Source organism: Streptomyces sp. NPDC050422 (assembly GCF_044458665.1).
Classification (GTDB): domain Bacteria; phylum Actinomycetota; class Actinomycetes; order Streptomycetales; family Streptomycetaceae; genus Streptomyces.
Map to the genome: position 1 here is coordinate 39,718 of NZ_JBITIE010000013.1, position 26,091 is coordinate 65,808.

Annotated in this window: 19 protein-coding genes; 6 read left to right on the forward strand and 13 right to left on the reverse strand. The window is 70.6% G+C overall.

Going from position 1 to position 26,091, the window contains the following annotated elements; genetic code table 11:
- A complete protein-coding gene (locus tag ACIBJG_RS21495; protein WP_399309439.1) occupies nucleotides 1-1,674 on the reverse strand; it encodes an extracellular solute-binding protein in 1,674 nt (557 codons plus the stop codon).
- 457 nt (nucleotides 1,675-2,131) lie between these two features.
- Between ACIBJG_RS21495 and ACIBJG_RS21500 the strand changes: the two genes are divergently transcribed.
- Both ACIBJG_RS21500 and yicI read left to right on the forward strand, forming a co-directional pair.
- The gene (locus ACIBJG_RS21500) at nucleotides 2,132-5,005 is read left to right on the forward strand and encodes a glycoside hydrolase family 3 C-terminal domain-containing protein (RefSeq protein ID WP_399309441.1); all 2,874 of its coding nucleotides are present in this window, start codon (nucleotides 2,132-2,134) and stop codon (nucleotides 5,003-5,005) included.
- 58 nt (nucleotides 5,006-5,063) lie between these two features.
- Nucleotides 5,064-7,343, forward strand: a complete 2,280-nt coding sequence (yicI, locus tag ACIBJG_RS21505; RefSeq protein WP_399309443.1) for an alpha-xylosidase — start codon at nucleotides 5,064-5,066, stop codon at nucleotides 7,341-7,343.
- 59 nt (nucleotides 7,344-7,402) lie between these two features.
- On the opposite strand, the gene ACIBJG_RS21510 is transcribed toward yicI, so the two are convergent.
- Both ACIBJG_RS21510 and ACIBJG_RS21515 read right to left on the reverse strand, forming a co-directional pair.
- Complete coding sequence (locus ACIBJG_RS21510; RefSeq protein ID WP_399309444.1) at nucleotides 7,403-7,939, reverse strand: DUF4232 domain-containing protein; 537 nt, start codon at nucleotides 7,937-7,939, stop codon at nucleotides 7,403-7,405.
- 162 nt (nucleotides 7,940-8,101) lie between these two features.
- Nucleotides 8,102-9,469, reverse strand: coding sequence for a cytochrome P450 (locus ACIBJG_RS21515; RefSeq protein ID WP_399309446.1), 1,368 nt, complete (start codon nucleotides 9,467-9,469; stop codon nucleotides 8,102-8,104).
- A gap of 208 nt (nucleotides 9,470-9,677) precedes the next feature.
- On the opposite strand from ACIBJG_RS21515, the gene ACIBJG_RS21520 reads away from it, so the two are divergent.
- Together ACIBJG_RS21520 and ACIBJG_RS21525 are read left to right on the forward strand one after the other, a co-directional pair.
- Nucleotides 9,678-10,247 carry a TetR/AcrR family transcriptional regulator gene (locus ACIBJG_RS21520; protein ID WP_399309448.1) on the forward strand — a complete coding sequence of 190 codons (570 nt, stop codon included), beginning with the start codon at nucleotides 9,678-9,680 and terminating at the stop codon, nucleotides 10,245-10,247.
- A gap of 119 nt (nucleotides 10,248-10,366) precedes the next feature.
- Nucleotides 10,367-11,524: a GDSL-type esterase/lipase family protein gene (locus ACIBJG_RS21525; protein WP_399309450.1), complete on the forward strand. Its 1,158-nt coding sequence runs from the start codon at nucleotides 10,367-10,369 to the stop codon at nucleotides 11,522-11,524.
- Between the two features lie 169 nt (nucleotides 11,525-11,693).
- Here ACIBJG_RS21525 and ACIBJG_RS21530 read toward each other — a convergent pair whose 3' ends face one another.
- The 3 genes from ACIBJG_RS21530 to xylB form a co-directional block, all read right to left on the reverse strand.
- Nucleotides 11,694-12,518 carry a hypothetical protein gene (locus ACIBJG_RS21530; protein ID WP_399309452.1) on the reverse strand — a complete coding sequence of 275 codons (825 nt, stop codon included), beginning with the start codon at nucleotides 12,516-12,518 and terminating at the stop codon, nucleotides 11,694-11,696.
- On the reverse strand, nucleotides 12,518-13,792 hold the full coding sequence (locus ACIBJG_RS21535; protein WP_399309453.1) for a VWA domain-containing protein: 1,275 nt from the start codon (nucleotides 13,790-13,792) through the stop codon (nucleotides 12,518-12,520). Before ACIBJG_RS21535 ends, ACIBJG_RS21530 begins: the two co-directional genes overlap by 1 nt.
- A 120-nt stretch (nucleotides 13,793-13,912) precedes the next feature.
- Nucleotides 13,913-15,397 carry a xylulokinase gene (gene xylB, locus ACIBJG_RS21540; protein WP_399309455.1) on the reverse strand — a complete coding sequence of 495 codons (1,485 nt, stop codon included), beginning with the start codon at nucleotides 15,395-15,397 and terminating at the stop codon, nucleotides 13,913-13,915.
- Nucleotides 15,398-15,653: 256 nt separating this feature from the next.
- On the opposite strand from xylB, the gene xylA reads away from it, so the two are divergent.
- Complete coding sequence (xylA, locus tag ACIBJG_RS21545) at nucleotides 15,654-16,823, forward strand: xylose isomerase (protein ID WP_399309457.1); 1,170 nt, start codon at nucleotides 15,654-15,656, stop codon at nucleotides 16,821-16,823.
- A gap of 757 nt (nucleotides 16,824-17,580) precedes the next feature.
- The gene (locus ACIBJG_RS21550; RefSeq protein WP_399309459.1) at nucleotides 17,581-18,105 is read left to right on the forward strand and encodes a L,D-transpeptidase; all 525 of its coding nucleotides are present in this window, start codon (nucleotides 17,581-17,583) and stop codon (nucleotides 18,103-18,105) included.
- A 691-nt stretch (nucleotides 18,106-18,796) separates the two neighbouring features.
- Here ACIBJG_RS21550 and ACIBJG_RS21555 read toward each other — a convergent pair.
- From ACIBJG_RS21555 to ACIBJG_RS21585, 7 genes are all read right to left on the reverse strand, one after another.
- Entirely contained in the window at nucleotides 18,797-21,385 is a 2,589-nt protein-coding gene (locus ACIBJG_RS21555) for a hypothetical protein (protein WP_399309460.1), read from the reverse strand.
- A 513-nt stretch (nucleotides 21,386-21,898) separates the two neighbouring features.
- Nucleotides 21,899-22,243, reverse strand: a complete 345-nt coding sequence (locus ACIBJG_RS21560) for a hypothetical protein (protein WP_399309462.1) — start codon at nucleotides 22,241-22,243, stop codon at nucleotides 21,899-21,901.
- Between the two features lie 153 nt (nucleotides 22,244-22,396).
- Nucleotides 22,397-22,525, reverse strand: coding sequence for a hypothetical protein (locus ACIBJG_RS21565; RefSeq protein WP_399309464.1), 129 nt, complete (start codon nucleotides 22,523-22,525; stop codon nucleotides 22,397-22,399).
- Between the two features lie 306 nt (nucleotides 22,526-22,831).
- Entirely contained in the window at nucleotides 22,832-24,076 is a 1,245-nt protein-coding gene (locus ACIBJG_RS21570) for an ROK family protein (protein WP_399309465.1), read from the reverse strand.
- A gap of 102 nt (nucleotides 24,077-24,178) precedes the next feature.
- Nucleotides 24,179-24,823 (reverse strand): DUF305 domain-containing protein, encoded by a 645-nt coding sequence (locus ACIBJG_RS21575; protein WP_399309467.1) that lies wholly within the window; start codon nucleotides 24,821-24,823, stop codon nucleotides 24,179-24,181.
- The gene (locus ACIBJG_RS21580) at nucleotides 24,820-25,470 is read right to left on the reverse strand and encodes a DUF3105 domain-containing protein (RefSeq protein WP_399309469.1); all 651 of its coding nucleotides are present in this window, start codon (nucleotides 25,468-25,470) and stop codon (nucleotides 24,820-24,822) included. Before ACIBJG_RS21580 ends, ACIBJG_RS21575 begins: the two co-directional genes overlap by 4 nt.
- Nucleotides 25,471-25,551: 81 nt before the next feature.
- On the reverse strand, nucleotides 25,552-25,977 hold the full coding sequence (locus ACIBJG_RS21585) for a hypothetical protein (protein ID WP_399309470.1): 426 nt from the start codon (nucleotides 25,975-25,977) through the stop codon (nucleotides 25,552-25,554).
- Between the last annotated feature and the right edge of the window lie 114 nt (nucleotides 25,978-26,091).

A 26,091-nucleotide genomic window follows, 5' to 3' on the forward strand; every position in this document is an offset into this window, starting at 1 on the left:
TCAGTTGCCGGAGCCGTTCTTGTCGAGAACGTCCTGGTACCAGGCGCGCAGCTTGTCGCCGCCGCTCTTCTTCCAGGTGTTCACGGCCTCGTCGATGTCGCTGACCTTCTTGCGGCCGCGGCGGATGTCCTTCTGGAGGTCGTCGAACGGCGTGTAGAGGGAGGCGTACCGCTGCGGTTCGACGACCTGCATGCCGAAGAACAGGGGCTTCTTGGTGTTCGGGGCCTGGCGCGCCATCCAGCCGGCGTAGTCCTTGGCCAGCTGCGGCTGGTCCGGGTAGGCGATGACGTGGGGAGGTGAGGCGAGGAACAGGAAGGTGGAGGGCTGTGCCTCCTGGACACCCTGCGGGGTGTAGGTCGGGGTTCCGTCCTTGATCGTGTAGTGGGTGTCCTTGACGCCGTAGTTGGTGAGCATGAACTCCTCGGTGCCGTACGGTGCGGCGGCGTAGTCGGCGATCGCGAGGAACTCCTCGATCTTCTCCTTGGGGAGCTTCTTGCTCAGGAAGGTGAAGATGCTGGCCGGGTCGGACTGCCACAGGGTCGGCTTGCCGCCGTCGGCGCTGAAGAAGTCGAGTGCCTGCATGTCGAACTTCGGGTTGCCTGCCTGCTGTTCGGTGACCATGCCCTTCCAGCCACCGGTGCCGTCGTTGTACATCACGGTGTGACCGCTGGTGAAGCGGATCTTGGCGTCGGCGTCCTTGCCGGCCTCGGCGTCCGGGTGGACGTACCCGCCGTCGTGGAGCTTGCGGGCGAAGGCGAGCGCCTCGCGGTACTCCTTCGTCTCGATCTTGTGGACCAGCTTGCCGTTCTCCAGCTGCCAGTAGTGCGGCGCGTCGGGGAGCACACCGAAGATCATCTGGATGCAGGTCCAGAGGTCGTCGAACGCCCAGACCTTCTGCTTGGGGGCGGTGTGCTCCTTGCCGAAGGCCAGCAGGTCGTCGGCGCTGGCCGGTACGGCCCCGGAGCCGATCAGGTCCTTGCGGTAGAAGAGCGCGTTGCCGATGATCGAGGTCGGCATGGGCAGGCCGCGCAGCTTGCCGCCGAAGACGGAGTACTGCCAGGCACCCGTCGGAATGTTCGCCAGGTTCGGGTACTTCTTGGCGGCGTCGCCCGCCAGGTAGGGGGACAGGTCCGCGAACTTGGCGGTGATCGCGTTGCGGATCTGCCCCTGCATGTTCCAGCCGGGGATCGTCATGACGTCCGGGATGTCCGAACCGGCGAGGACCGCGCCGATCTTGTCCTGGTACGTGTTGCCGTCCTGCGGGTCGAAGTTGAGCGTCGCGCCGACCGCCTTGTCGACCGCCGTGTAGTACGGGTTGTTCTTCTTCGGGACGGTGCCCCACAGCGGCGTCATGACGCGGAACGACGACCCCTTGCCCGGGACCGACTTCACGGAGACGACCAGCGGGTCGGGGAGCTTGGTGAAGCCGGGGCTCGAACCGTTGACGCCCGCGACGTCGGGCTGGACCAGGTTCAGCGGAGCATAGGACGGTACGACCTTCTTGAGCGCCTTGCCCGTGGTCGTGCCCTCCTTGCTCCCTGAACCTGAACCGGAGCCGCCGCACGCGGCGAGCAGCGGTACCCCGCCGGCCACGGCGACAGCGGCGACCGCGCCCGTGGCGAGGAAGCTTCTCCGGCTGGGAGCCGTGGAGGAGGGGGTGGAATTCGGCGTCATTGCGTCAACCCTTCGAGGCGCACCAGGACGACACGTGGCGGGCGACCGCCGTTCGGTTCCTGTGTCTGAGGTGGAGCGTTGCTGACTGAGCCGGCGTGACCGGCCGCAGGTGAAGCGGTTCAACAGGGAGGCGGCAGGAGCTGTCGCCGTCCCGGGAGGATCACGGGCGCCGGGCGCCCCATCGAAGCTCCGTCGAAGCGCTTCGATGTTGCAGCGAGGTTAAGTGAAGGGGCACGGCCGCACAAGAGTCCGTTTCCACATTCCTCCGACCTGTTTCCGAACCGTTTCCTGGCGCATTGGGGGGCTGTCGGGTACGGAGGTCGCACGCGAGCCCTTGACATGCGCGGGGTTGGCCACCGAGCATCGAAGCGCTTCGAAAGATCTTCCGAGGCTCCTCGGGCGCTCGTGCGAGGCACTGGCACCGGAATACCTCCCACCTCTCCAAGGGGACCCGCACGTGACGGAACAACCGCAGCCCTTCCGCGACCCGCAGCTGCCCTTCGCCGAGCGCGTCGACGATCTGCTCCAGCGGCTCACTCTCGACGAGCGCATCGCGATGCTGCACCAGTTCGCACCGGCGGTCGACCGGCTCGGTCTCGGCGCCTTCCGGACCGGCCAGGAGGCCCTGCACGGTGTGGCCTGGATGGGTCCGGCGACGGTGTTCCCACAGGCCGTGGGGCTCGGCGCCACGTGGAACGCCGAACTGGTGCGCCGGGTCGGCGAGGCCGTCGGTAACGAGGTCCGCGCCAAGCGCGCCCAGGACGACCGCGTCGGCCTCAACGTCTGGGCCCCGACCGTGAATCTGCTGCGCAACCCGCTCTGGGGGCGCGGCGAGGAGGGGTACTCCGAGGACGCCGGACTGACCTCGGCCATCGCGGTCGCGTATACCCGGGGACTGCGCGGCGACCACCCGCTGTACTGGCGGACCGCCCCCGTCCTCAAGCACTGGCTCGCCCACAACAACGAGACCGACCGCGACACCTCCTCGTCCTCGGTCCGCCCGCGGGTCCTGCACGAGTACGACCTCAAGGCCTTCCGCGACGCCGTGCAGGCGGGCGCGGTGGCCGGTGTCATGCCGGCGTACAACCTGGTCAACGGGCGTCCCAACCATGTCTCGCCGCACCTGTCGCAGCAGCTGCGCGCCTGGACCGACCGGTCGCTGGTCGTCTGCTCCGACGCCGGGGCGCCGTCCAACCTCGTCGACTCCGAGCACTACTTCGAAACCCACGAGGAGGCGACGGCCGCCTCCCTGCGTGCCGGCGTCGACAGCTTCACCGACCACGGCCAGGACTCCGGCATCATGACCGGCCGCATCCGCGGCGCCCTGGAGCAGGGCCTCCTCGACGACCACGACATCGACACCGCCGTCCGGCGCCTGCTCGAACTGCGCTTCGCACTCGGCGAGTTCGACCCCGCGCTCGACCCGTACGCGCACACCACGGACTTCGACACCGAGAACCACAGGGCGCTCGCCCTGGAGGCCGCCGAGCAGGCGGTCGTGCTGCTCAAGAACGACGGCCTGCTGCCGCTGGACCCCGCCGCCGGAAGGACCGTCGCCGTCGTCGGTCTCCTCGCGGACGCGTGCAAGCTCGACTGGTACAGCGGCACGCTCATCCACCGCTCCACCCCGCTCGACGGACTGCGGGAACGCTTCGGCGCGGAGCACATCGTCCACGCGGAGGGCGTCGACCTGGTCCGGCTGAAGTGCGCGGACGGCTGGCTCCGGATTCCCGCGGCGGACCCGAACCAGGAGCCCGTGCGCGGCGCGGAAGGCGCCCTCGACCCGGCGCTGCTCGCGGGCCGCACCGACCTTCCGCCGCTGACGTGCGGCGACACCCCGTCCGAGCTGGCGCTCGTCGACTGGGGCAACGGCGTGATCACCCTGCGGGAACCGGCCGGCCGCTATCTGTCCGTCGCCGAGGACGGCTTCGTACGTGCCTCCGCGGACGAGCCGGGCGGCTGGATCGTCCAGGAGACGTTCCGGTGGGAAGCGGTGGAGGATCATGCCGGCGGTCACCGCCTTCTGCACGTGGGAACGGGTAGGTATGTGTCTGTCGCCGCCGACGGCGTAAAGGTTGCCGCCCCCGCGGAGGAAATCTCCGGCACCGCGGAAGCCGCCGGAACGGTCTTCGAGATGCAGGTGACCGAACGTGGCGAGGACGCCGTCGCCCGCGCCGCAGCCGCAGCCGACGTCGTCATCGTCGTGGCCGGAAACGACGCGCACATCAACGGCCGCGAGACCGAGGACCGCACCACCCTCGACCTCCCCGCCCAGCAGGAACGCCTGTGGCGCGCCGCCCACGCCGCCAACCCGCGCACCGTCCTCGCGGTCACCTCCGCCTACCCGTACGCCCTCACCGACGCGGCGGCCACGCTCCCCGCACTGCTGTGGACCGCGCACGGCGGCCAGGCCGCCGGCACCGCGCTCGCCCGCGTCCTCGCGGGTGACGTATCCCCGGCCGGGCGGCTGCCGCAGACCTGGTACACCTCCGACGCGGAGCTGCCCGGCCTGCTGGACTACGACATCATCGGATCCCGGCAGACCTACCTCTACTACGAGGGCGCCCCGCTCTACCCGTTCGGCCACGGCCTCTCGTACAGCGCGTTCACCTACAGCGCCTTGAACGCGGAGCGCGACGGAGACCTGCTGAGGGTCTCGCTGACCGTCACCAACACCGGGGCCGTGGCAGCCGACGAGGTCGCCCAGCTGTACGTGCGCGCGGTGAACCCGTCCGTCGTCCGGCCGCTGCGCCAGCTGGCAGGGCACCACAGGCTGCACCTGGCGCCCGGCGCGGCTGAGCGCGTCGACTTCCTCGTCCCCGTCACCGAGCTCGGCCACTGGGACGTGGCGCACGGCCGCTGGACCGTCGAGCCGGGCACGTACGAGATCCAGGCGGGCGCGTCGAGCACGGACATCCGGATCGTCGCCGTCGTCGAGGTCGACGGCGAACCCGCCGCACCGCGACCCGTCCTGACCCGCGGTCTGGAAGCCGCCGACTACGACGAGCAGCTGGGCACCGAGATCGTCGACCGGACGAAGTCGGACGGCGACGCGGTCACCGCCGTCACCGGAAGCAACGAACTCCTCTACCGCCGCTGCGGCTTCGCCGCCGGAGCAAGCAGTGTCGAGGTCTCCGCGGCGGGGGAGGGAGCCGTACTGATCTCCGTCGCGGACGCCACGGTCACCGTCCCGGTCGCCGCCACCGACGGGCCGTACGACTACCGCACCGTGCGGGCCGCTCTGAACACCTCCGGCACCGCCGATCTGCGCGTCACCCTGCGCGGCTCGGTGCGTCTGGCCCGGATCGCCTTCACCGGTGACGGCGCATGAGCCGCACCGTCCGCACCCCTGTCCCCGTCCCTCCAGTTGCCCCCGGCAAGGAGTCCGCATGAAGTTCACCGACGGCTTCTGGCTCATGCGAGAGGGCGTACACGCCTCCTACGCGACCGAGATCCGCGATCTGCGCGTCGGCGCCGACCGGTTCACCGCCTACGCGTCGGTCAAGCACGTCGCCGCACGCGGTGACACCCTCAACTCCCCGCTCATCACCGTCGAATGCTTCTCCCCGGCCGAGGGAATCATCGGCGTGCGCACCACCCATCACGCCGGAAAGGCACAGCACGGGCCCGACTTCGTCCTCCCCGGCCTCGACCCGGCAGCCGCCGGGGCCCGCACCCGGCGGGACGGAGCGGTCACCGAACTGACCAGCGGTCCGCTGACCCTGCGCATGGACGGCGACGGCCCGTGGGGCCTGGCCTTCCTCGACGCCGACGGCCGGTGCCTCACCGGTGTCGACGCCAAGGGCACCGCCTTCGCGACCACTCCGGACGGCGCCCACCACATGGTCGCCCAACTCGCCCTGGACGTCGGCGAGAACGTCTACGGCCTCGGCGAGCGCTTCACCCCGTACGTCAAGAACGGCCAGACCGTCGACATCTGGCAGGCGGACGGCGGCACCAGCAGCGAACTGGCCTACAAGAACATTCCGTTCTACCTCTCGTCGCGCGGCTACGGCGTCTTCGTCAACCACCCCGGCAAGGTCTCCTTCGAGGTCGGCTCGGAGTCGGTGGGCCAGGTGCAGTTCAGCGTCGAGGACCAGACGCTGGAGTACTACATCGTCGCCGGGCCCACGCCCAAGGAGGTGCTGGCCCGGTACACCGCGCTCACCGGCCGCCCCGCGCTGCCGCCGGCCTGGTCGTTCGGTCTCTGGCTCACCACCTCGTTCTGCACCTCGTACGACGAGGAGACCGTCACCTCGTTCGTCGACGGCATGGCGGAGCGCGACATCCCGCTCTCCGTCTTCCACTTCGACTGCTTCTGGATGCGCGAGTACCAGTGGTCGGACTTCCTGTGGGATCCGGACGTCTTCCCCGATCCGGAGGGCATGCTGGCCCGGCTCAAGGAACGCGGCCTGCGGATCAGCATGTGGATCAACCCGTACATCGCCCAGAAGTCGGCCCTGTTCGCGGAGGGCGCCGAACTCGGCTACCTGGTGCGCAGGGCGAACGGCGACGTCTGGCAGTGGGACCTGTGGCAGCCCGGCATGGCCCTCGTCGACTTCACCAACCCCGCCGCGTGCGAGTGGTACAACAGCAAACTGCGGGCGCTGCTCGACCAGGGCGTCGACTGCTTCAAGACGGACTTCGGCGAGCGCATCCCCACCGACGTCGTCTGGCACGACGGCTCCGACCCGGAGAGGATGCACAACTACTACGCACAGATCTACAACCGCACGGTCTTCGAACTCCTGGAGAAGGAGCGGGGCCACGGCGAGGCGGTGCTCTTCGCCCGCTCGGCCACGGCCGGCGGCCAGCAGTTCCCCGTGCACTGGGGCGGCGACTGCTTCGCCTCGTTCACCGCGATGGCCGAGTCGCTGCGCGGCGGCCTCTCGCTCTCGCTGTCCGGCTTCGGCTTCTGGAGCCATGACATCGGCGGCTTCGAGGGCACGCCCGATCCGGCGGTCTTCAAGCGCTGGCTCGCCTTCGGCCTGATGTCCTCGCACAGCCGGCTGCACGGCAACGTGTCCTACCGGGTGCCGTGGGCGTTCGGCGAGGAGGCGGTGGACGTCGCCCGGAAGTTCACCCTGCTCAAGCACCGGCTGATGCCGTATCTGTACGGGGCAGCCACTACCGCCCACCGCACGGGCGTCCCGGTGATGCGTCCCATGCTGCTGGAGTTCCCCGGCGACCCGACGACGCGGATGCTGGACCGCCAGTACATGCTCGGACCGGACCTGCTGGTCGCGCCCGTCTTCACGGAGGACGGGCAGGTCGAGTACTACGTCCCCGAGGGCACCTGGACCGTCCTGCTGACCGGTGAGACCGTCACCGGGCCGGTCTGGCGCCACGAGACCCACGGCTTCGACAGCCTGCCGGTCCTGGTGCGTCCGGGTGCGGTGCTTCCCTGGGGCGCGGACGACCAGCGCCCCGACGGCGACTGGCTGGACGGGCTCACGCTGCGGGTCTTCGGCGGCGCGGCCGCCGATTCCACCGGCGGGAGCACGACCGTCACGGTGCCGGGCCTGACGGGCGCGACCGCCGCCGCGTTCCGGGTGGTGCGGGACGGGGAGGCCCTGACCGTCACCTCCGAGGGCACGGACCGCCCGTACCGGGTGGTCGCGGAGGCGACAGGAGTCACGGCGGAGGGGACGGGCACGGTCACGCTCTAGCGTGTATGCGGGGCGGGGAGCCACAGCCGTAACGGCCGCGGCTCCCCGCCCCCGTACGCTCAGCGCGTCGCCGAGGCCAGGGCCCGGTCCGCCGCGCCTCGCGAGGTGTGCCACAGGGTGGTCACCGGCTCCCACACCCGGATCCCGCGGTCCATGCCCACCGTGGCCGCACCGAAGGTGACCCCGTAGTGCGCGGGGTCCGCCGCCACGGACAGGCTGCGGACGACATGTCCCTGGTGGGTGCCGCGCTCCGCCGTGCGCACGGCCGCGTAACCGCGCTCGCCCGGCGAGAGCACGTACGAACCGCTGCTGGCGGGCGGGACGGGCTGGGCCGAGCCGTCGAGGCCCCGGAACGTGATCGTCGGGATGCGGTCCACGACGCAGGTCCGGCCGCCCCGGTTGGTGACGGCGATCCGCGCCACGTTGCGCTGCCCGCCGGGGGAGGCGGAGATCCTGAGGGCCTTCTCCTGGCAGTGGGCCGGGCGGCCCGACGCCCCGAGGGTGGCGGCGCCGGCCGTGGCCGACGCGCCGGTGACCGTCAGGGCCAGGGTGGCCGCCGCGGTGAGCGCGGCGGTGAGAGTGGAGCTCGGACGCATGAAGTTTCTCCCCTTGGATCGACAGCCTGCGGTCGTGACCCGAAGGCCCCGGCGGCCGGTACGGCCGACACGGACATTCTGAACGGTATGCCCGGTTCATGGCGATAGATCGGACATATCGGTTCAGTATCTGTGGCCGGCGTGCCCACCCCGAAGGCATCGCTACCGTGCCCGGACCGTGGCCATCACCTCGCGATCAGGCTGCAGTGTCAGCGTCGGCACGGGATTCACCGTCCCCGGATCGACGTCCAGCTCGAAGCGCCGCGCGAGCACCGCCAGGATCAGCACCGCCTCGACCATCGCGAACCGGGTGCCCAGGCAGACCCGGGGTCCGCCGCCGAACGGGAACCAGGCGTACTCGGCGATCTCGTCGCCGCTCTCCGCGTCCCACCGCTCCGGGCGGAACTCCTCCGGCTCGGGGAACCACCGCTCGTCCCGCTGAGTGGCCCACTGGCTGCTCCACACTCTGGTGCCCTCCGGAATCGGCAGGCCGCCGATCCGTGCGCCCTCCTTCGCGACCCCGGTGACCAGCCAGATCGTCGGGTACAGCCGCAGTGTCTCCTTGACCACTGCCTGGGCGTACGTGAGCTGCGCGTAGTCGTCGAACCCCGGCTCGCGGTCACCGAGCACCCGGTCCAGCTCCTCGGCCAGCGCGGCCCGCGCTCCGGGATTGCGGGAGAGGAGGTACCAGGCCCACACCAGCGTCGAACTCGTCGTCTCGTGGCCGCCGATGTACAGCGTGACCGTCTCGTCGCGGATCTCCCGGTCGTCGAGCTTCGTGCCCTTCTCGTCGACGGCGGTGAGCAGCCGGCTGAGCAGGTCGGGCCGTTCGTCACCCCCGTCACGGTGCCGGGCGACGACCCGGCCCACCTCGGCGTCGATGACGGCGGCCGCCTTCTTGATCCTGGCCCGCCCCGGGGTCGGCACCCAGTCGGGCAGCAGTGCGCCGATGCCGGCGAACTCCTTGCCGATCTCCGCCTGGGCCACGTCCATGGCCCGGCCCATCGCCTCGGCGTCGGCGGGGGTGTCGACGCCGAAGATCGTGCGGACGGCGATCCTCTGCGTCAGCGCCGCCATCTCCCGCTTGATGTCGATGCGTTCGCCGCCCGACCAGGTGTCGGCGAGCTCCACCGTGCTGCCCGCCATGGTCGCCGCGTACGACCTGACCTGCTTGGGCCGTACGGACGGCTGCACGAGCGACCGCTTGCGCCGCCACTCGGTGCCACGCGCCACCACGACGCCGTTGCCCATCACCGTACGGAAGGCGATGCCGAGCGCGGGCTGGTCGAAGGTGCGTTCCGTCTCGGTGAGCAGTTCGCCGATGCACTCCGGATCGGCCACGAACACGCAGGAGTTGGGGCCGAATCGCCACTGGACCAGATCTCCGTGGGCGCGCAGCCGCTCGAAGAACGCCAGGGGGTTCTTCGCGAACTGCGGCATGTTCCCGAGGAAGGGGAGCCCCTTCGGGCCCGGGACGATCCTGTGGCCGCGCGGCCCGGCATCGACGGCCGGGCCGGTCTCCGTGGACATGAAGGGTCTCCGCTCGCTCTGGGGGTCCGGGCGGGCGGTCACCCGCCACCGGCCTTGTGGAGTACGTGAGTTGTCGAGGGTAGCCGGGACATGTCACAGGCGGCGGGGCGGCCCGGTGGCATGATCAGTCACGCCTATGTATATTTCGCATTTGCCTAAATCCTTTAGGTAGATGCATGATGGGTATAGGTGATGTGAGGAGCAGCTGATGGTGCGTGCGGGACTGACCCCGGAGCGTCTGACCCGGGCGGGTGCGGAACTGGCCGACGAGGTCGGCTTCGACCAGGTGACCGTTTCGGCACTCGCCCGGCGGTTCGACGTGAAGGTCGCGAGCCTGTACTCGCACCTGAAGAACTCCCACGACCTCCGGACCAGGATCGCCCTGCTCGCCCTGGAGGAGCTCGCCGACCGCGGCGCGGCAGCTCTCGCGGGCCGGGCCGGGAAGGACGCCCTGGGGGCCTTCGCCGATGTCTACCGGGACTACGCCCGCGAGCATCCCGGCCGGTACGCCGCCGCTCAGTACAGACTCGACCCGGAGGCGGCCGCCGCCAGTGCCGGTGGCCGGCACGCGCAGATGACCCGGGCGATCCTGCGCGGCTACGACCTGAGCGAGCCGGATCAGACGCACGCCGTCCGGCTGCTGGGCAGCGTCTTCCACGGCTACGTCAGCCTGGAGATGCAGGGCGGGTTCAGTCACAGCGCCCCCGACTCGCAGGAATCCTGGTCGCGGATCGTGGACGCCCTCGACGCCCTGCTGCGCAACTGGCCGGCGCCCTGACCGATACCCCTTGCGGGCCCGATACCCCTTGCGGGCCCGATACCCCTTGCGGGCCCGCGGCGACCGCGGGCCCGCAGATGCCCGACCCCTCACGCGTTCCGAGCAACAGGCGGAGAGACATGCAGACCACCCCGATCACCGCCGCCCTCCTGCGTGGTGCGCTCGACCTCGAACGCACCACCCACGGGCTGCGCCCGCACCGACTGCCCGCGTGGGCCCGCGCCCAGTCCGCCGACGGCCAGTTGGCCATGGCGGAGGCCCAGCCCTCCGGCGTACGGCTGGTTTTCCGTACCCGCGCCACCACCATCGAACTGGACGCCCTGCGCACCAAGACGGCCTATGTGGGCGCGCCGCCCCGGCCGGACGGCGTCTACGACCTGCTCGTCGACGGCCGCCTCGCCGGACAGGCGAGCGCCACCGGCGGGAACGTCCTCGTGGTCGACATGACGGCCGGATCCACGGAGACCCGGCCGGGCCCGGTCGGCACCGCCCGGTTCACCGAACTGCCCGAGGGCGCCAAGGACATCGAGATCTGGCTGCCGTACAACGAGACCACCGAACTCGTCGCCCTGCGCACCGACGCCCCGGTCGAGCCCGCACCCGTCAGCGGCCGCAAGGTGTGGCTGCACCACGGCAGTTCGATCAGCCACGGCTCCGACGCCGCGAGCCCCACATCCATCTGGCCCGCGCGCGCCGCCTCGCTCGGCGGGGTGGAGCTCATCAACCTGGGCCTGGGCGGCAGCGCCCTGCTCGACCCGTTCACGGCCCGCACGATGCGCGACACCCCCGCGGACCTGATCAGCGTCAAGATCGGCATCAACCTCGTCAACGCCGACCTGATGCGGGTGCGCGCCTTCACCCCGGCGGTGCACGGCTTCCTCGACACCATCCGGGAGGGTCACCCCACCACGCCGCTCCTGGTCGTCTCGCCCATCCTGTGCCCCATCCACGAGGACACCCCGGGCCCCAGCGCCCCGGACTTCAGCAACCTCGCCGAGGGCAGGCTCCAGTTCGCGGCGATGGGCGACCCTGCCGAACGGGCCGCCGGAAAGCTGACGCTCAACGTCATCCGGGACGAACTGAGCCGCATCGTGAAGCAGCGCTCGGCCGACGACCCGAACCTCCACCACCTCGACGGCCGCAGGCTCTACGGCGAGAAGGACTCCGCCGAACTTCCGCTGCCGGACCAGCTCCACCCGGACGCCGCCACGCATCTGCGGATGGGCGAACGCTTCGCCGGGCTGGTGTTCGGCGGCGACGGGCCGTTCGCGGTCTGACTCCCGGGCGTCACGCGGCTGCGGACAATCTGCCTGCTGAACGCGCAGGAGAAGCGCCCGGGACGTCGTGCGAAGGCACGATGTCCCGGGCCGCTGTCTCCTGCGGCCCAATCCGTTCAGCCGCGGCGCCGGGCGGGCCGGTCGCCCGGCGCGGCGGCTGAAGCCCTGATCAGACGCCCGGCGGGACCCGGGACGGGCGGCCGTTGCCGCGCGTCAGGGAGTAGCCGAAGACGGCCGCGAACGCGCCGAGGACCCCGCCGCCGACCGTCCACAGCCAGCGGTCGGTCCACCAGCCGGAGGACCAGCCGTCCTCCGGCTCGCCGGCGAGGGCGACCGGGGCGGGCGACGCGCCGTCGGCGGCCTGCTCGACCGAGGACACACCGGGAACCAGCGGCTCGGAGAGGCTGCCGTCGACATCCGCGGCACCGCCCTTGTCGGCCGCGGTGACCTCGACCTCGGTCCGTACCGGCAGTCCGAGGTCGGCGGACGGCAGGTCCACGACCGTGAGGCGGACGTAGTAGCTGCCGGGCAGCGGATCGTTGGCCCACGGTTCGGACCAGGCCCGCACCGTACGCAGCACGCAGGTGAGTTCGACCGTGGCGGCATCGGCCGCGGCCTTGCCGGTCTGCTTCCCGTACATGCAGGACTGGCGGCGGCGCAGCCCGTCGTACACATCGACCTGCCAGGTCGAGGCGCCGTGCCGGGTGGCGGTCTCGGGAAGGGTGACCTTCGCCCTGACCGTGGCCCGCTGTCCGGCGTCGGCCGGGAACACCCAGTACAGGTAGTCGCCGGTGGACGCCCCGGCGGTGGCGAGCTGGTCCTGCTCGATCGCCGTGGCGGTACGGAAGGTGGTGCCCGCCTCCGTGGGGGCGGACCCGTCACCGGACTCGCTCGGGCTCGGCGAAGGGCCGTCCGCGACGGCGGCACCCGCCCCGGTCAGCAGGGCGAGACCGGTCAGCAGCGCGCCCGCGAGCACGCGTCTCGTACGGAACATCAGTGGGTCCTCCAGACGGCGAAGCGCCAGCGCGTGATCCAGCCGGTCAGCAGACCCGCGATCAGCCCGGTCAGGACGAGCACGCCCAGCAGCCACCAGCCGCGGCCGAGTCCGAACGCCGCGGGGTCGGCCGCCGCGTCGGGGGCGTCCACCAGGTCGATCGTCAGCTCGACCGGCATGCCGGGAGAGGTCTTCACCGAGGCGGGGGCGGAGAAGGAGTTGGAGACCTGGAGGCAGACGGTCTCCGCGGCCGGCTTCTCGTCGCCGTCGTTGTCGGCCTCGGGCTTCGGGTAGCGCAGCCCGGACGAGATCGCGTCGGTGCGTCCGGTGCCGGACTCCGCGCCTCTGACGATCTCCCGGCCGTGCACGGTCACCGCACGCAGCAGCATGCCGTAGTCGTTGTTGACGGCGCGGTCGGCGAACACGCTGACCGAGGCGCGCAGTTCCTGGCCGGGAAGCACGTCGACCCGGTACCAGCGGTGCTCGGCGAACTTCTCACGGTCGGTGTAGAGGCCGGCCTTGAGCTGCGGGGCGTCCGTGCAGCTGTCGGCGCCCTTCGTGGCGACCGGGGTGACGACGGGATCAGCCGCCCGGTCCACCAACTGCTTGACGCGGCCCGAGAGTTCATCGGTGTGCTGGACGGCGGTGTACGTGCCGCCGGTGGCCTCCGCGATGCAGGTGAGCTGCTGGCGGATCTTCTCGTTCGGCACCAGGCCGAGCGTGTCGATCACCAGGTTGATGCCGCGCGCCGCGATGTCCCGGGCGACCTCGCACGGGTCGAGCGGACCGCAGGTGTCCTCGCCGTCGCTGATCAGCACGATCCGGCGGGTGGAGTCGCCGCCCTCCAGATCGTCGGCGGCGCCCAGCAGGGCCGGACCGATCGGGGTCCAGCCGGTGGGCGCCAGGGTGGCGACCGCGGTCTTGGCCTCGGTGCGGTCCAGCGGGCCGACCGGGTAGAGCTGCTTGGTGTCCTTGCAGCCCACCTTCCGGTCGTCGCCCGGGTAGTCGGCGCCGAGGGTGCGGATGCCGAGCTGTACCTGCTCGGGCACGGAGTCCAGGACCTCGTTGAACGCCTGCTTCGCCGCGGTCATCCGGGACTGGCCGTCGATGTCGCGGGTCCGCATGGAACCACTGACGTCGAGCACCAGCTCGACCTTGGGGGAGGCTTTGGTGGGGGTTTCATCGGCCGAGGCGGGCAGCGCCGAGCCGAGCCCGGCGGTCAGGGTGGCGAGCAGAATGCCCACCCCGACCGTCAGCCTTCTTCTTATGATCATCGCCGGATAGTAGTGAACATCAGTTCGCTATCCAAAACGGCCGGTGCCCGCCGCACGCGCTTGTGTGCAGCGTGCGACGGGACATGACAGCCGGTCAGGTCGAGCGGTCGGAGTGAGCGGTCACCGGCCGGCTCCCAACAGGGGGCCGGCCGCCCGTTCCAGTACGGAACCGACCCGCTCCCAGGTCGTCAGATCCCGTTCGACCGCCTCCAGGTGCACCTCTTCACCCGTGTCCCAGCCGGTCGCGATCGCGACCGGGTCCGCACCCGTGGCCGCCGCGGCGGCGAGCGCGGCCGCGCCCAGGGCGACCAGTTCCCCGCTGGAGGGCACGGTCACCGGCCGACCGGAGAGGCGGCGCACGGTCTCCACCCATGCGCGCCCCTGGGCGCCCCCGCCGATCAGCCGGAGCGGCCGGTTCGCCACCTCGGGGTCGTCCGGGTCCAGCCCACAGGCCCGCAGCAGTTCGTCGAGCGCGCGCAGCACGGTGACGACCGCGCCCTCGTAGGCGGCGCCCAGGAGTTGCTGCGGGGTGGTGTCGTGGCGCAGGCCGGTGAGGAGGCCGGAGGCGCCCGGCAGGTCGGGGGTGCGTTCGCCGTCCAGGTACGGCAGGAGTACGGCTTCGCCACCCGGCGTCGCGTCGTTGCGGTCCAGGCCCAGCAGGGTGGCCACCTTGTCCACGGCGAGCGTGCAGTTGAGGGTGCAGGCCAGCGGCAGGTACGTACCGTCCGCCGCGGCGAAACCGGCGAGCGCGGGGGAGGCCGGCCGGGTCCGGGAGGCCGTGAAGACGGTGCCCGAGGTGCCCAGGCTGAGGACCGGGTGGTCGAGGAGTCCCGCGCCGCCCAGCCCGAGGCCGACGGCGGCGCTCATGTTGTCACCGGTGCCCGCGGCGACGGCGATCCCGGCGGGCAGGCCGAGCGCCTCGGCGGCCTCGGCCGTCAGCGAACCGGCGCGCGCCGCCCCGCTCGGCGCCACCTCCGGCAGCATGGCCGGGTCGATGGAGAGGAGGGCGAGGAGCTCGGGGTCGTAGGAACCGGTGGCGGTGGAGTACCAGCAGGTGCCGGACGCGTCGCCCGGGTCGGTGACGGCGCGGCCGGAGAGGCGCTCGGTCAGGAAGTCGTGGGGGAGCCGGATCGCGGCGGCCCTGGCGGCGGTCTCCGGCTCGTTCTCCCGCAGCCACTGCCACTTCGACGCGGTCATCGAGGCCACCGGTACCGAACCGGTGCGCGCGGTCCAGGCGTCGGGCCCGCCCAGTGCGGCGGTGAGCGCGGCGGCCTGCGGGGCGGACCGGGTGTCGTTCCAGAGGAGGGCGGGGCGCAGCGGGCGGCCCGCGCCGTCGAGGACGACCAGTCCGTGCTGCTGCCCGGCGACGGCGATCCCGGTGATGTCGGCGGCGGCGACGCCGGACTCCTTCAGCCCGGCGGCGACCGCGTCGCGCAGGGCCTGCCACCACACCTCGGGGTCCGTCTCGCGGGCCCCGCCCTCGCCGGTGACGACATGCGGAGCACGGCCGACGGCGAGCAGCCGGCCGGTGGCGGTGTCGACGAACGCGGCCTTCGTGGACTGGGTGGAACTGTCCACACCGATGACGACCTGATGCGGCGGCATGGCTGACCTCAATCTCTGGCTCGTGGGTTCCCGGGTGTGGGCTCTCGCGCTGCGGTCTCTCACGCCGCCGGGATTTGATCGTACGATGAACAAATTACGTGACGGAACCCGTCCGCAACAGAGGTCGCTCCGGATTTTCCGGGACGAGGGGTTACGCCGAAGGGGTGGTCCGTGCATGATTAGTCATGGCAGTAAACAAATTGAGGTTCGGCCGCTCGACCGGCCGCGGACCCACGGCACAGAAGGCGGCAGGACCATGACGGAACGCTTCACGCCCACCCCGCAGGACAAGTTCACCTTCGGCCTGTGGACCGTGGGCTGGCAGGGCCGCGACCCGTTCGGGGACGCGACCCGGGAGGCCATCGACCCGGTCGACTCCGTCCAGCGGCTCGCGGAGCTCGGCGCGTACGGCGTGACCTTCCACGACGACGACCTGATCCCGTTCGGCTCGACGGACTCCGAGCGCGAAGGCATCGTGAAGCGGTTCCGGCAGTCGCTGGACGCGGCCGGACTCGTCGTGCCGATGGCGACGACGAACCTCTTCACCCACCCCGTCTTCAAGGACGGCGCGTTCACCGCCAACGACCGTGACGTCCGCCGCTACGCCCTGCGCAAGACGCTGCGCAACATCGACCTCGCCGTCGAGCTCGGCGCCACCACCTACGTCGCCTGGGGCGGCCGTGAGGGTTCCGAGTCCGGCGCCGCGAAGGACATCCGCGTCGCCCTCGACCGGATGAAGGAGGCATTCGACCTGCTGGGCGACTACGTCACCGAGCAGGGCTACGACCTCAAGTTCGCGATCGAGCCCAAGCCGAACGAGCCGCGCGGCGACATCCTGCTCCCCACCGTCGGCCACGCCCTCGCCTTCATCGAGCGCCTGGAGCGCCCCGAGATGGTGGGCGTCAACCCGGAGGTCGGTCACGAGCAGATGGCCGGGCTGAACTTCGCGCACGGCATCGCGCAGGCGCTGTGGGCGGGCAAGCTCTTCCACATCGACCTCAACGGCCAGTCCGGCATCAAGTACGACCAGGACCTCCGCTTCGGCGCCGGTGACCTGCGCCAGGCCTTCTGGCTCGTCGACCTGCTGGAGAACTCGGACTACGCGGGCCCCCGCCACTTCGACTTCAAGCCGCCGCGGACCGAGGACTACGACGGCGTCTGGGCCTCGGCCGCCGGTTGCATGCGCAACTACCTGATCCTCAAGGAGCGCGCCGCGGCCTTCCGCGCCGACCCGGCGGTCCAGGAGGCGCTGCGGGCGTCCCGCCTGGACGAGCTGGCGCAGCGCACCGCCGAGGACGGCGTGGCGGGTCTGCTGGCCGACCGCTCGGCCTTCGAGGACTTCGACGTGACCGCGGCCGCGGAGCGCGGCATGGCGTTCGAGGCCCTGGACCAGCTGGCGATGGACCACCTGCTCGGAGTCCGCTGACCGCACGGGAAAGGGGAGGGGGAGGGGCGGCGTCGGCGTCCCCGTTATGCGGCCGGCGCCGCCGGTTCGGGGCTGCCACGGGCCTGCTGTTCTTCGCCTTCGCCGGGTACGCCCGTATCGCCACCCTCGGCGAGGAGGTCCGCGACCCGGCTCGCACCATCCCCCGTGCCCTCCTTCGGCCCGGAGCTCGGCCACGTGAGTGGGATCTGGCGGTGTGGCGCGCTTTTGCCCTCGGCACCGAGCAAGCAGAAAGGGCCGATCGGTACCCGCAGTGGTGTGGCTGCAGAACCGGTCGGGTGAGTGCCATCACCTGCGCCCGCGTCGAGCTGAAGGGGCCTCGGCGTGCGGTAGGGCTGCGGCTGTCCGAGTGATGCCGTTCAGATGGTGGGGCGACTCCTGTGGCGCGTCTGTTTCCCTCCGGCCGCGTTGGGCTATGGCTGCCGGTTGAAACCGTACGTCAGGAGGCCGGTGACTGCCGCAGCCCGGGACGTGGGGGGTAAGGATAACGATGGTGCCGTGGTGGCTGGGTAGTTCACGGTCCGCCCGACGTAGCCGGCGGTTGATGGGGACCGGGGTTCTCCTCGCTCTGGCGGGGGCGACCACAGCGGCCTCCCCTGCGGGGCATGGTCCGGATGACCGCAATGTTTCTTCCGCAGGGCGGCCGGTCGCGGAAGAGTCCGCTCTCCAGGACGGAGCCTCCTGCAGTCTGTCCACCGGCCCCTACCAGAAGGAGATCGAGAAACACCTGGGACTTGTCGTGGACGGGAAGCAGTCGGCCCGCGACTGCGCGACGATCCAGAAGTTCCAGCGCAAACACGAGATCAGCCCCGACCAGGGGTACGCCGGCCTTTACACGTACCGAGCGGTGATGTGGGAGCAGGCCCTGGCCGCCGGAGACGCCATCAAGGGGTGCCCGGACAGGTCCGGGATCGTGGTGTGCATCGACATGAACCGGCAGGTTCTTTGGGTGGAGGACGCCGGAAAGGTCATCTTCCGGCCCGTCCCCGCACGGACGGGGGCGCCGGACTATCCGACCCGCAGCGGATGGCACGAGATCTACAGCCGGAAGAAGGAGTTCTGGTCCACCCTGTACGACGGCCCGATGCCCTTCGCTCAGTTCTTCGACGGTGGCCAGGCTCTTCACGCCAGCTACCGCAACATCTGGGAGGACCCCGGATCCCACGGCTGTGTCAACCTCCGCTACGACGAAGCGAAGGCTCTGTGGAACGGTCTCGCGCTGGGTGACTCCGTCTACGTGTGGGGCCGGCGCACCGGCGGCTGATGTGAGGGAGTGGCCAGGTCCGCGCTGGTGTAGTGCTTGATGAGATCGGTTGCCGTGCCGATCTTCTTCACTGGGAGCGCCGGGAGGGCTGAGTCGGAAGCGCTTTCTGTGAGCAACGCCTTGGTCTATGGGCTGTCGAGGGGTACCGGCTGGGCGACTGTCCGGCGGACGGTGAATGGGGCTGCTTGGCCGGGAGCGGTGAGCACGTGTGCATGGACGGGTGGCGGTGCCTGTCGGGAGAGAGCGCAGCTGCGGGTACTGATGTGTGACGACGGCTCAAGAGGCCTCCCTTCGCTGCCCTGAGCAGAGGTTGCTGCCGGGTTCTCAACGGTTCACTCGGTCAAGGACTGGATGAGTGAACCGCGCCCTGTGGGGGATGCGAGCGAGCCGCGCCGGTAGTCGGGTGCACGGATCGCGCGGACAACCGGCACGGCCGCATGTTCCTCAGATGCCCGGCGTCGGCGCTGCACCTATCGAGGTTCGGAGGCAGGAGCGCAACCGCAGCATCACGTCGAGCACGAGCAGAGGCAGGGGCCAGCCCGCGTAGATGGCGATCCGGCGCGGTCGAAACGTGTGGGGCCGGTCCGGCGGACATCCGCCGGACCGGCCCCACACGGGTGTGATGGCATTCTGGCCGCCGGTCAGGGTCGAGAGGTCTCGGGCGGTGGTCAGGTGCCGCTGTCTGGGAGGGTCAGGCTTCCGAGCCGTCTGCGCCCAGCGTGTTGGCCTTGTTCCTCTTGTCCTTGTCCTTGGCCTTCACCTTGCCGTGTGTGGTGCAGCGAGTGTCCTTGGACTTGGCAGGGCAGTTGTTGCCGGGCGTGTTGGACACGACCGTGTTGTCCAGCTTGAGGTCGCCGAAGGTACGGGCGTCGGTGGTGATGGAGAAGGTGATGGTGGCGCTCTGGCCGGGAGCGAGTGCGCCGGACCACTTCAGGGTGGGCCTGCTGTAGGAGACCTTCCCGCTGCTGGAGGTGGCGTTGTCGTCGTAGCGGGCGTCGTCGAGGAGCTCGGTGAGGTCGTCGCTGAAGGACGCCGGCTTGTCCTTGGCGTACGTGGTGGTTCCGGTGTTCTTGACCGTGATGGTGTACTTCACGGTGGCGCCGGCCTTGACGGTCGCGGAGCCGTTCTGCTTCTTGGTGATCGTCAGGCCCGGAGTGCCGGTGACCTTGGTGGTGGTCGTCGACGTGTTGTTCCCGGGGTTCGGGTCGGGGTTCTTGCCGGTGACGGTCACCTTGTTCACGATGGTCTTCGTGCCCGCGGCGGCCTTTCCGGTGAGGCTGATGGTCCGGCTTGCACCGTTGGCGAGCGGTCCGCCGGTGCAGGTCAGCTTGCCGCTCGCGACCGCACAGCCCGCTGTCGTGGTCGCGGCGTTGTTCAGGCCCGCCGGGATCGGATCCGAGATCGTGTAGCCGGTGGACCCGTCCGGACCGTTGTTGGTGACGGTGATCGTGTACGAGACCTTGCCGCCCTCGGCCACTGTCGCCGGTCCGGTCTTCACGACGGCCAGGTCGACCTCGGTCGTGTAGGGGACGGTGACGGTGTTGCTGGTGGCGGTGCCGGGCCGGCCGTCCGGCGCGGTGCCGGTCACGGTCGCGGTGTCGACGACCCTGCCCGCAGTCACGTCGGCCGCTGTGGTGACATAGGTGGCGGTGCAGTCCTGAGACGCGCCGACAGCGAGGCTCCCCGACGGGCAGGTGACGGTCGGCGTGCCCGGGCCGTTGTCGGTGACGGCGATGCCGGTCAGCGGGACTTCGCCGTTGTTCGTCACGGTGAAGGTGTAGTGGAGCGTCTGCCCGGCAGCGGTGAACTTCGTCTCGGCCACCGATTTGGTGATGGTCAGGGACCGGAGCGGAACGGTGACCTTGTTGCTTGTCGCAGTCACCGTCCGGCCTCCGGGACTGGTCCCGGTGACCTTGGCCGTGTTGACGATCTCACCGGCCTCCACGTCCGAGGCGGTCGCCGTGTACGACGCGGTGCAGTCGACCGAAGCACCCGGGGCCAGCGGCCCGGAAGGACAGGTGACGGTCGGCGTGCCCGGGCCGGTGTCGGTGACCTGAAGGTTGGTCAGCGGCTGGCTCGCGTTGTTGGTGACGGTGTACGTGTAGTGGATCGTCTCACCCGCGACGAAGGACGCCTCGGCTGCCGCCTTCGTGATCGAGGGTGCGGGGCTGAGGACGGTCAGCGGGGTGTCGGCGGGCGGGTTGATGCCCGTCGTCGTGGTGTTGCCGGGCCCGTTGACGTAGTCCCCGGCAGTCGGGGAAGTGACGTCCACGCTCACCGTGCAGGACGCCTGGCCGACCGCGAGTACGCCGCCGGTCAGCGCGAGCTGGTTGCCTCCGGCGGCAGCCGTGACCGTGCCGGCGCCGCAGGTGGTGGCCGCGTTCGGAGTCGCAGCGACCGAAACACCCGACGGGAGCGTATCGGTCAGGGCGAAGCCGCTCTTCGACGCCAGATCGGTGGTGTTGGTGACAGTCAGCGTGAGCGTCGACGTTCCGCCCTCGGTGATCGTCGCGGGGCTGAACGCCTTGTCCAGCTGCGGCGTCACATCGAGAATCCGGATGTTGTCGTACGCGTGATCATTGCCGGTCCCGCTGCCGTTCGCGTTGACCATCTTCACACCGAGCGAAGCGTCGCTGACCAGCACCGATCCGTCGCTCGGGAACGACCCGGCCTGGATCATGCTCCCCACACTGCTGGGATATGACTTGGACCGGGGGTCCGTGCACGGGTTGATCGGTGAGGTGAACGTCGGGACGTCCGCACCACTGCCCGTGAGGTAGAACTCCAGCAGCGGCGCGGAAGCGGAGCAGCTGGACGCGGCGACGTCGACCGAGAACGTGATGAACCGGTTCGTCGTCGCCAGCGGAATCTGGTTGACCGTCTGGAACTCGACCTTGTTGGCGCCCGGGTTCGCCCCGTCCGTGAACGCCGACACCACGTGGTTGAGGGTGGGGTCAGCTGCCCCGTTCACCTGCCCCAGCACGTTGGCCTGGTTCTTGAGCGTCTGCATGCCCGCAGGATTCCGGTCCTGGCAGTTCGGCTGGTTGCCGCCCGCCTGGTCGAGAATGATTCCGTTGCAGTTCGTCGCGGAGAGCCATGCGGGGTCCGCCGTGTACGTCTCGTTCAGCGGCGGCGCACCCACATACGCGGGAAGCAGGATCGGGGTCGCCCCCGTGTTGTTCTCGAAGTCCTCGGCGTACACCACAGTCGGTGCCTGTGGCACCCCGGGCGTACCCGGGGTGGTGGCCTGGACGGTTGGTGCGGCTGCTGTGGCGTTCAACGCCACTGCCTGAGCTCCCAAAACCACAGCGGTAACGGCCAGGGCGCGCAGGCGCATCCCGCCGGAGTATCCACGCATCTAAGCGTGCTCCCATCGTGCCGTACGGACGGACGGTGGCCACACTTGATCAGGTAGCCATGGGCTGGCATTAGTACAGGCGAAGATCCCTTCACTCCTGCTCGCCACGCTTACCCGAAACCCAACGCACCGCCTTTGGCCCAGCCCCACCTGGCGGTCCTGCCCCAGAGCTGGAGCACAACAGAGTGCCGAGCCTCCGCCGGGAGAAGACCAGCGGCAGCACGACCAGCGTGGCCAGCAGCGAGGCCGAACATCGCGTAGCAGGCAGGCTCTCGGCACAATCTGATCCAACGATCCAAGAAGGGCGCTTCGGCCCCGGACCCGGCTCTGCGGATGACGGCCTTCGAGGGCCCGCTCCTGAGCGTTGCTGTCCGGCCGGATTGCCCAGTGCCGCTTCCGAGCCGTCATGACTCCGGGCTGCCGGGCTCCGGCCGGTCAGGGGGAGTCGGTAGTACCGGGTGTCTGCTGTTCTGCTTCGGTGGCGAGGAGTGATGCGATTTCGGCGGTGTCGGCGCCTGCGGCCCGGGTCCGGACGCCGCGGTGGACGACCAGGAGCTGGCTCTGGGAGGCGTTGGAGTCACGGTAGGCGATCACGGCCGGGCCCGTGCCGCTGCGGTGGCTGCCGGTCCGCAGGTCGGTGCTCCAGGAGCTGCCGTTGAAGGAGGCGTGGTAGAGGCTGACGTCTCTGCCGCCGCCGCGGTGGGCCAGGTGGAGCTTGCCCCCGTCGGCCGCGAGGGCGGGTTCGGGCGAATCGAACGACCGACGGGAACCGACCGTCAATCGATCAAGGAGTATCCCGAGGGAGGCACGGGAAGTGGTTCAGACGCTGGTCGGCTCGGATTCCCCAGCCCGCTTTCGGGCGGCACCCTTGCGCGCGAGACGCGCGCCTCACGGTCACTGTGACCGAGTCCCGAACGTTTCCTTCCGTGACCGTCAGGCGGCCACCTTGCACCGCTTCGAGCAGTAGACCGCCCGCACACTCCGGTCGACCACGACCACGACCACGACCACGACCACGACCTCGGCCGTCCAGCCCGTCCCGCAGACCGGGCACGACCTCAAGTCGTCTTCGCTGCGGACCGCCGCCAGGGGTCGGCGCAACCGACGCCGTAACCGCCACTGCCTGGAACGACATGCCGCCGAACAGAACACCGCGTGTCGCCTGGCATCCGCCCCCAGCCGTTCACCACAGCCCTCGCAGACCCTCTCCCCGGCCCTGTCGACCCCCTGAACCACCGCACCAGCGTGGGGCTCAGGCTACTCATCAACAGGGGATTGAAAGCGGGTTCTGAGCGGGAGGAAGGCCCTCAAAACCGGCAGCTCGAACGTGACGAAGAACATAGACGCACCCCCCCGCCCCGCGTACGTTCAGGCCGTCGTCCGCCCCGCGTACGCGACCGGGTCGGCCAGTACATCCGTCATCACGAGCGCCGCCGCGCCCCGTGCCGCGTCACCCGCGACGGACGAGGCGCGCAGCCGGGCGCTGCCCGGCGACCACAGCCCGGACACGACCCGGTCCGTCAGCTCCTCGTCGGCCGACGGCGCCAGCCACGGCATCAGGTTGCGGTAGATCCCGCCGAGCACCACCGCGTCCGGGTCCAGCAGGTTCACCGCGCCCGACAGCACCCGCCCCAGCTTCCGGCCGGCCTCGGCGACCGCCGCCACCGCCCGCTCGTCCCCGGCCCGGGTACGCCGCTCCAGCTCCGCGACCCCGATCCCGCTGCCGGTCGCCTCGATCCCGGCCGCCCGCAGGAGCGCCGCCTGTCCCGCGTACTGCTCCAGGCAGCCGCGCGAGCCGCAGCGGCACTGCGGGCCCGCCGTGTCCACCACCACGTGCCCGATCTCCCCGGCGAAGCCGTGCGCGCCGCGCAGCAGTTCGCCGTTGACGACCAGGGCGCCGCCGACACCGATCTCACCGGTCAGATAGAGGAAGCTGCGCACCCGCCCCAGCCCGCCGAACCACAGCTCGGCCAGCGCCGCGAGATTCGCCTCGTTCTCCGAGCTCACCGTCAGCGCCTCGTGCCCGGGACGTTCGGCGGCCAGCGCGGCGGCGAACAGCTCCTCGGCGGGCACCTGGTTCCACCCCAGGTTCGGCGCCTGACGCACCGAACCGCCGGAGACCAGACCGGGCAGCGCCAGGGCGACGCCGACCGGGAACAGCTCCTGCTCGCGCGCCGACTCCAGGGTGCGCGCGGCGATCCTGGCCGCCCGGGCCAGCACCTCGGCGGGCGGCGCGCCCCGGTTGTCGAGGTGCTCGGTGAGGCGGACCCGGCCGGTGCCGGCCAGATCGACGACACACACGGACACGTAGTCGATGTTGACCTCGACGCCGAGTCCGGCCGGCCCGGTGCGGGCCGTCTTGAGCGCGGTTCCGGGCCGGCCCGCCTGGCCGCTGAACGTCTTGCCCGACTCCGTGAGGAACCCGCTGTCGAGCAGCTGCTCGACCAGCGAGGACACCGCGGCCCGGGTCAGTCCCACCCGCGCGGCGACGCCCGCCCGGGTCGCCTCGCCCTCGCCCTCGTCACGGACGGCCCGCAGCACGAGGCTGAGGTTGCTGCGCCGGACGGTGTCCTTGTCGGCCTTGGGCCCCAGCGGCGTGAGGTTGCTCTTCATATCGGTCCCGAGCCTATGCGATCCCGTACGTCAGTACGGTCGCGATGCGGGTGAAGCGGGTTCCGTCCACCCGCGCGCGAGTGGACGGAACCCGGCGGCGGTTCAGGCCTTGGACCCGCGCGCCTTGAGCATGTCCGCCATGAGCGCGATCTCCGACTGCTGGCCCAGGACCATGCCCGAGGCCAGGTTCCGGATCTCGTCGGTCCCCGCCGCGGCGGCGGCCGCCCGGGCCATCTCCGCGCCGGCCCGGTGATGCGCGGTCATCAGCTTCAGGAAGCGCACCTCGGCGTCCCGGCCCTTCGCCGCCCGGAGCGCGTCCAGTTCGGTGTCGGTGGCCATGCCGGGCATCAGCGCGCCGTCCCGCGCGGTGACCGTGTGGCCCATCCACGCCATGGGCGGCCCGGGGGAGCTCTTCGCGCGCCCCCACGTCTCCAGCCAGCCCAGCATCATGCCGCGCTGGTTGGCCTGGGTGTTGATGATGTCGTACGCGAGCCGGCGCACCGCCACGTCGGGGGTGCGGTCCCGCACGATGAACGACATCTCCACCGCCTGCTGATGGTGGACCGCCATGTCGCGCGCGAATCCGACATCGGCCGAGGCCTCGGCGGGAGCGGCCGTGGACGACACGGCTGCGGGCGCCGAGGAGGAGGGACGTACGAGCATCAGCACGACCAGACCGAGTGCGAGCAGCAGCACCGCCCCGCCGGCCAGCACCATCGGCCGTGACGCGCGGGCCGCGGACGTCACTTGGCGATCCCGCCGGAGCAGGCGGCGCCCGGCTCCGGGGTCTGCGGGCCCTGGACGTACTTCGTGAAGAACTGCGCGACGCGGGCGTCCGCTGCGCTCTTCACGGCCAGCTGCTTGCCCCAGGCGCTGAGCATCAGCGGGGACCCCTGGTCCTCCACCGGGCTCATCAGGGAGTACGGGGTGGCCTTGACCTTCTTCTCGAGCTTCTCGACGTCGGCCGGGCTCGCCTTGCTCGTGTACGTGACCCAGACGGCGCCGTGCTCCAGCGAGTGGACGGCGTTCTCCTTCGGTATCTCCTCGGTGTAGACATCGGCGTCGCAGTTCATCCACACCGGGTTGTGGTCGCCGCCGACGGGCGGGTTCATCGGGTAGTCGACTTTCTTCTCGACATGGTTCTGCGTGAGCTTGTCCCAGCTCTTCTCACCTTCGACGGGCGAGGACTTGGCAGCCGTCTCGGCCTTGTCCTGCTCGTCGGCCTCGTTCATCAGGTAGCCGCCACCGGCGACCAGACCGGCCACGACCACGACGGCCGCGGTGATCGTGATGACGCGGCTGCGGCGCTCGCGGGCGCGCTCCTTGCGGCGGGCCTCGTCCAGCTTGGCGCGGCGGGCGGCGGCAGGGGTGTTCTGCTTCTTGGCGGAGGCCATGATGGGTCCTTCGGTTCGTGACACGGATGGGGTGCGGGCATGCGGGAGCGGTCTCGGGGGTCCGAGAGCGGTCGCGGCCGGCTAGATCCGTTGAACCTGGAGGCGCAGATGGTCCACGTCGTCCACGACGTCGTTCGACGGGCCACGGATGGCGGCGGCGCCGGTGAGCGGGGCGGGGGCGAGAGGAGCGGCGGCCGAGGGGAGCCCCGCCGGAGCGGGCTGACCGGGCAGCACCATCGGGGCCGAGTGCTCCGAGGCGCCGTGGCAGGAACTCCCCACCCCGCGATCGCCCGGGGCATCGGCCACCACGACCCGCACGACCGGTACCTGAACGGCGAGAGTGGTCCGGGGCGCGGCCGCCGAGGCGGGGCCCTGGTGCGCGGAGGCGGACGATCCGGACGCCGGCCAGCAGCACGACACCAGGGCGACCAGAACGAACACCCAGCCGAGCACCACCGACGCGCGGGCGCTCCGCCGCCGGTCCGTGCGTTCGCTCAGCCAGTTCATCCCGGCATCGTACCGGTGTGTGAAGTTTCAATGAGTGTGGGACCGGGATGCGGCGAAGCTGTGGATCTCGGGGGAAAGGGTTCCCCTCCTGGCGCGCCGGGATAGTGTGCCCCG

Bases quoted from the DNA above. Each gene is read 5' to 3' on its own strand.
- ACIBJG_RS21495 (WP_399309439.1), bottom strand. From the start codon at position 1,674: ATGACGCCGAATTCCACCCCCTCCTCCACGGCTCCCAGCCGGAGAAGC.
- ACIBJG_RS21510 (WP_399309444.1), bottom strand. From the start codon at position 7,939: ATGCGTCCGAGCTCCACTCTCACCGCCGCGCTCACCGCGGCGGCCACC.
- ACIBJG_RS21535 (WP_399309453.1), bottom strand. From the start codon at position 13,792: ATGATCATAAGAAGAAGGCTGACGGTCGGGGTGGGCATTCTGCTCGCC.
- ACIBJG_RS21580 (WP_399309469.1), bottom strand. From the start codon at position 25,470: ATGGCCTCCGCCAAGAAGCAGAACACCCCTGCCGCCGCCCGCCGCGCC.
- xylB (WP_399309455.1), bottom strand. From the start codon at position 15,397: ATGCCGCCGCATCAGGTCGTCATCGGTGTGGACAGTTCCACCCAGTCC.
- ACIBJG_RS21530 (WP_399309452.1), bottom strand. From the start codon at position 12,518: ATGTTCCGTACGAGACGCGTGCTCGCGGGCGCGCTGCTGACCGGTCTC.
- xylA (WP_399309457.1), top strand. From the start codon at position 15,654: ATGACGGAACGCTTCACGCCCACCCCGCAGGACAAGTTCACCTTCGGC.
- yicI (WP_399309443.1), top strand. From the start codon at position 5,064: ATGAAGTTCACCGACGGCTTCTGGCTCATGCGAGAGGGCGTACACGCC.
- ACIBJG_RS21525 (WP_399309450.1), top strand. From the start codon at position 10,367: ATGCAGACCACCCCGATCACCGCCGCCCTCCTGCGTGGTGCGCTCGAC.
- ACIBJG_RS21520 (WP_399309448.1), top strand. From the start codon at position 9,678: ATGGTGCGTGCGGGACTGACCCCGGAGCGTCTGACCCGGGCGGGTGCG.
- ACIBJG_RS21585 (WP_399309470.1), bottom strand. From the start codon at position 25,977: ATGAACTGGCTGAGCGAACGCACGGACCGGCGGCGGAGCGCCCGCGCG.
- ACIBJG_RS21515 (WP_399309446.1), bottom strand. From the start codon at position 9,469: ATGTCCACGGAGACCGGCCCGGCCGTCGATGCCGGGCCGCGCGGCCAC.
- ACIBJG_RS21570 (WP_399309465.1), bottom strand. From the start codon at position 24,076: ATGAAGAGCAACCTCACGCCGCTGGGGCCCAAGGCCGACAAGGACACC.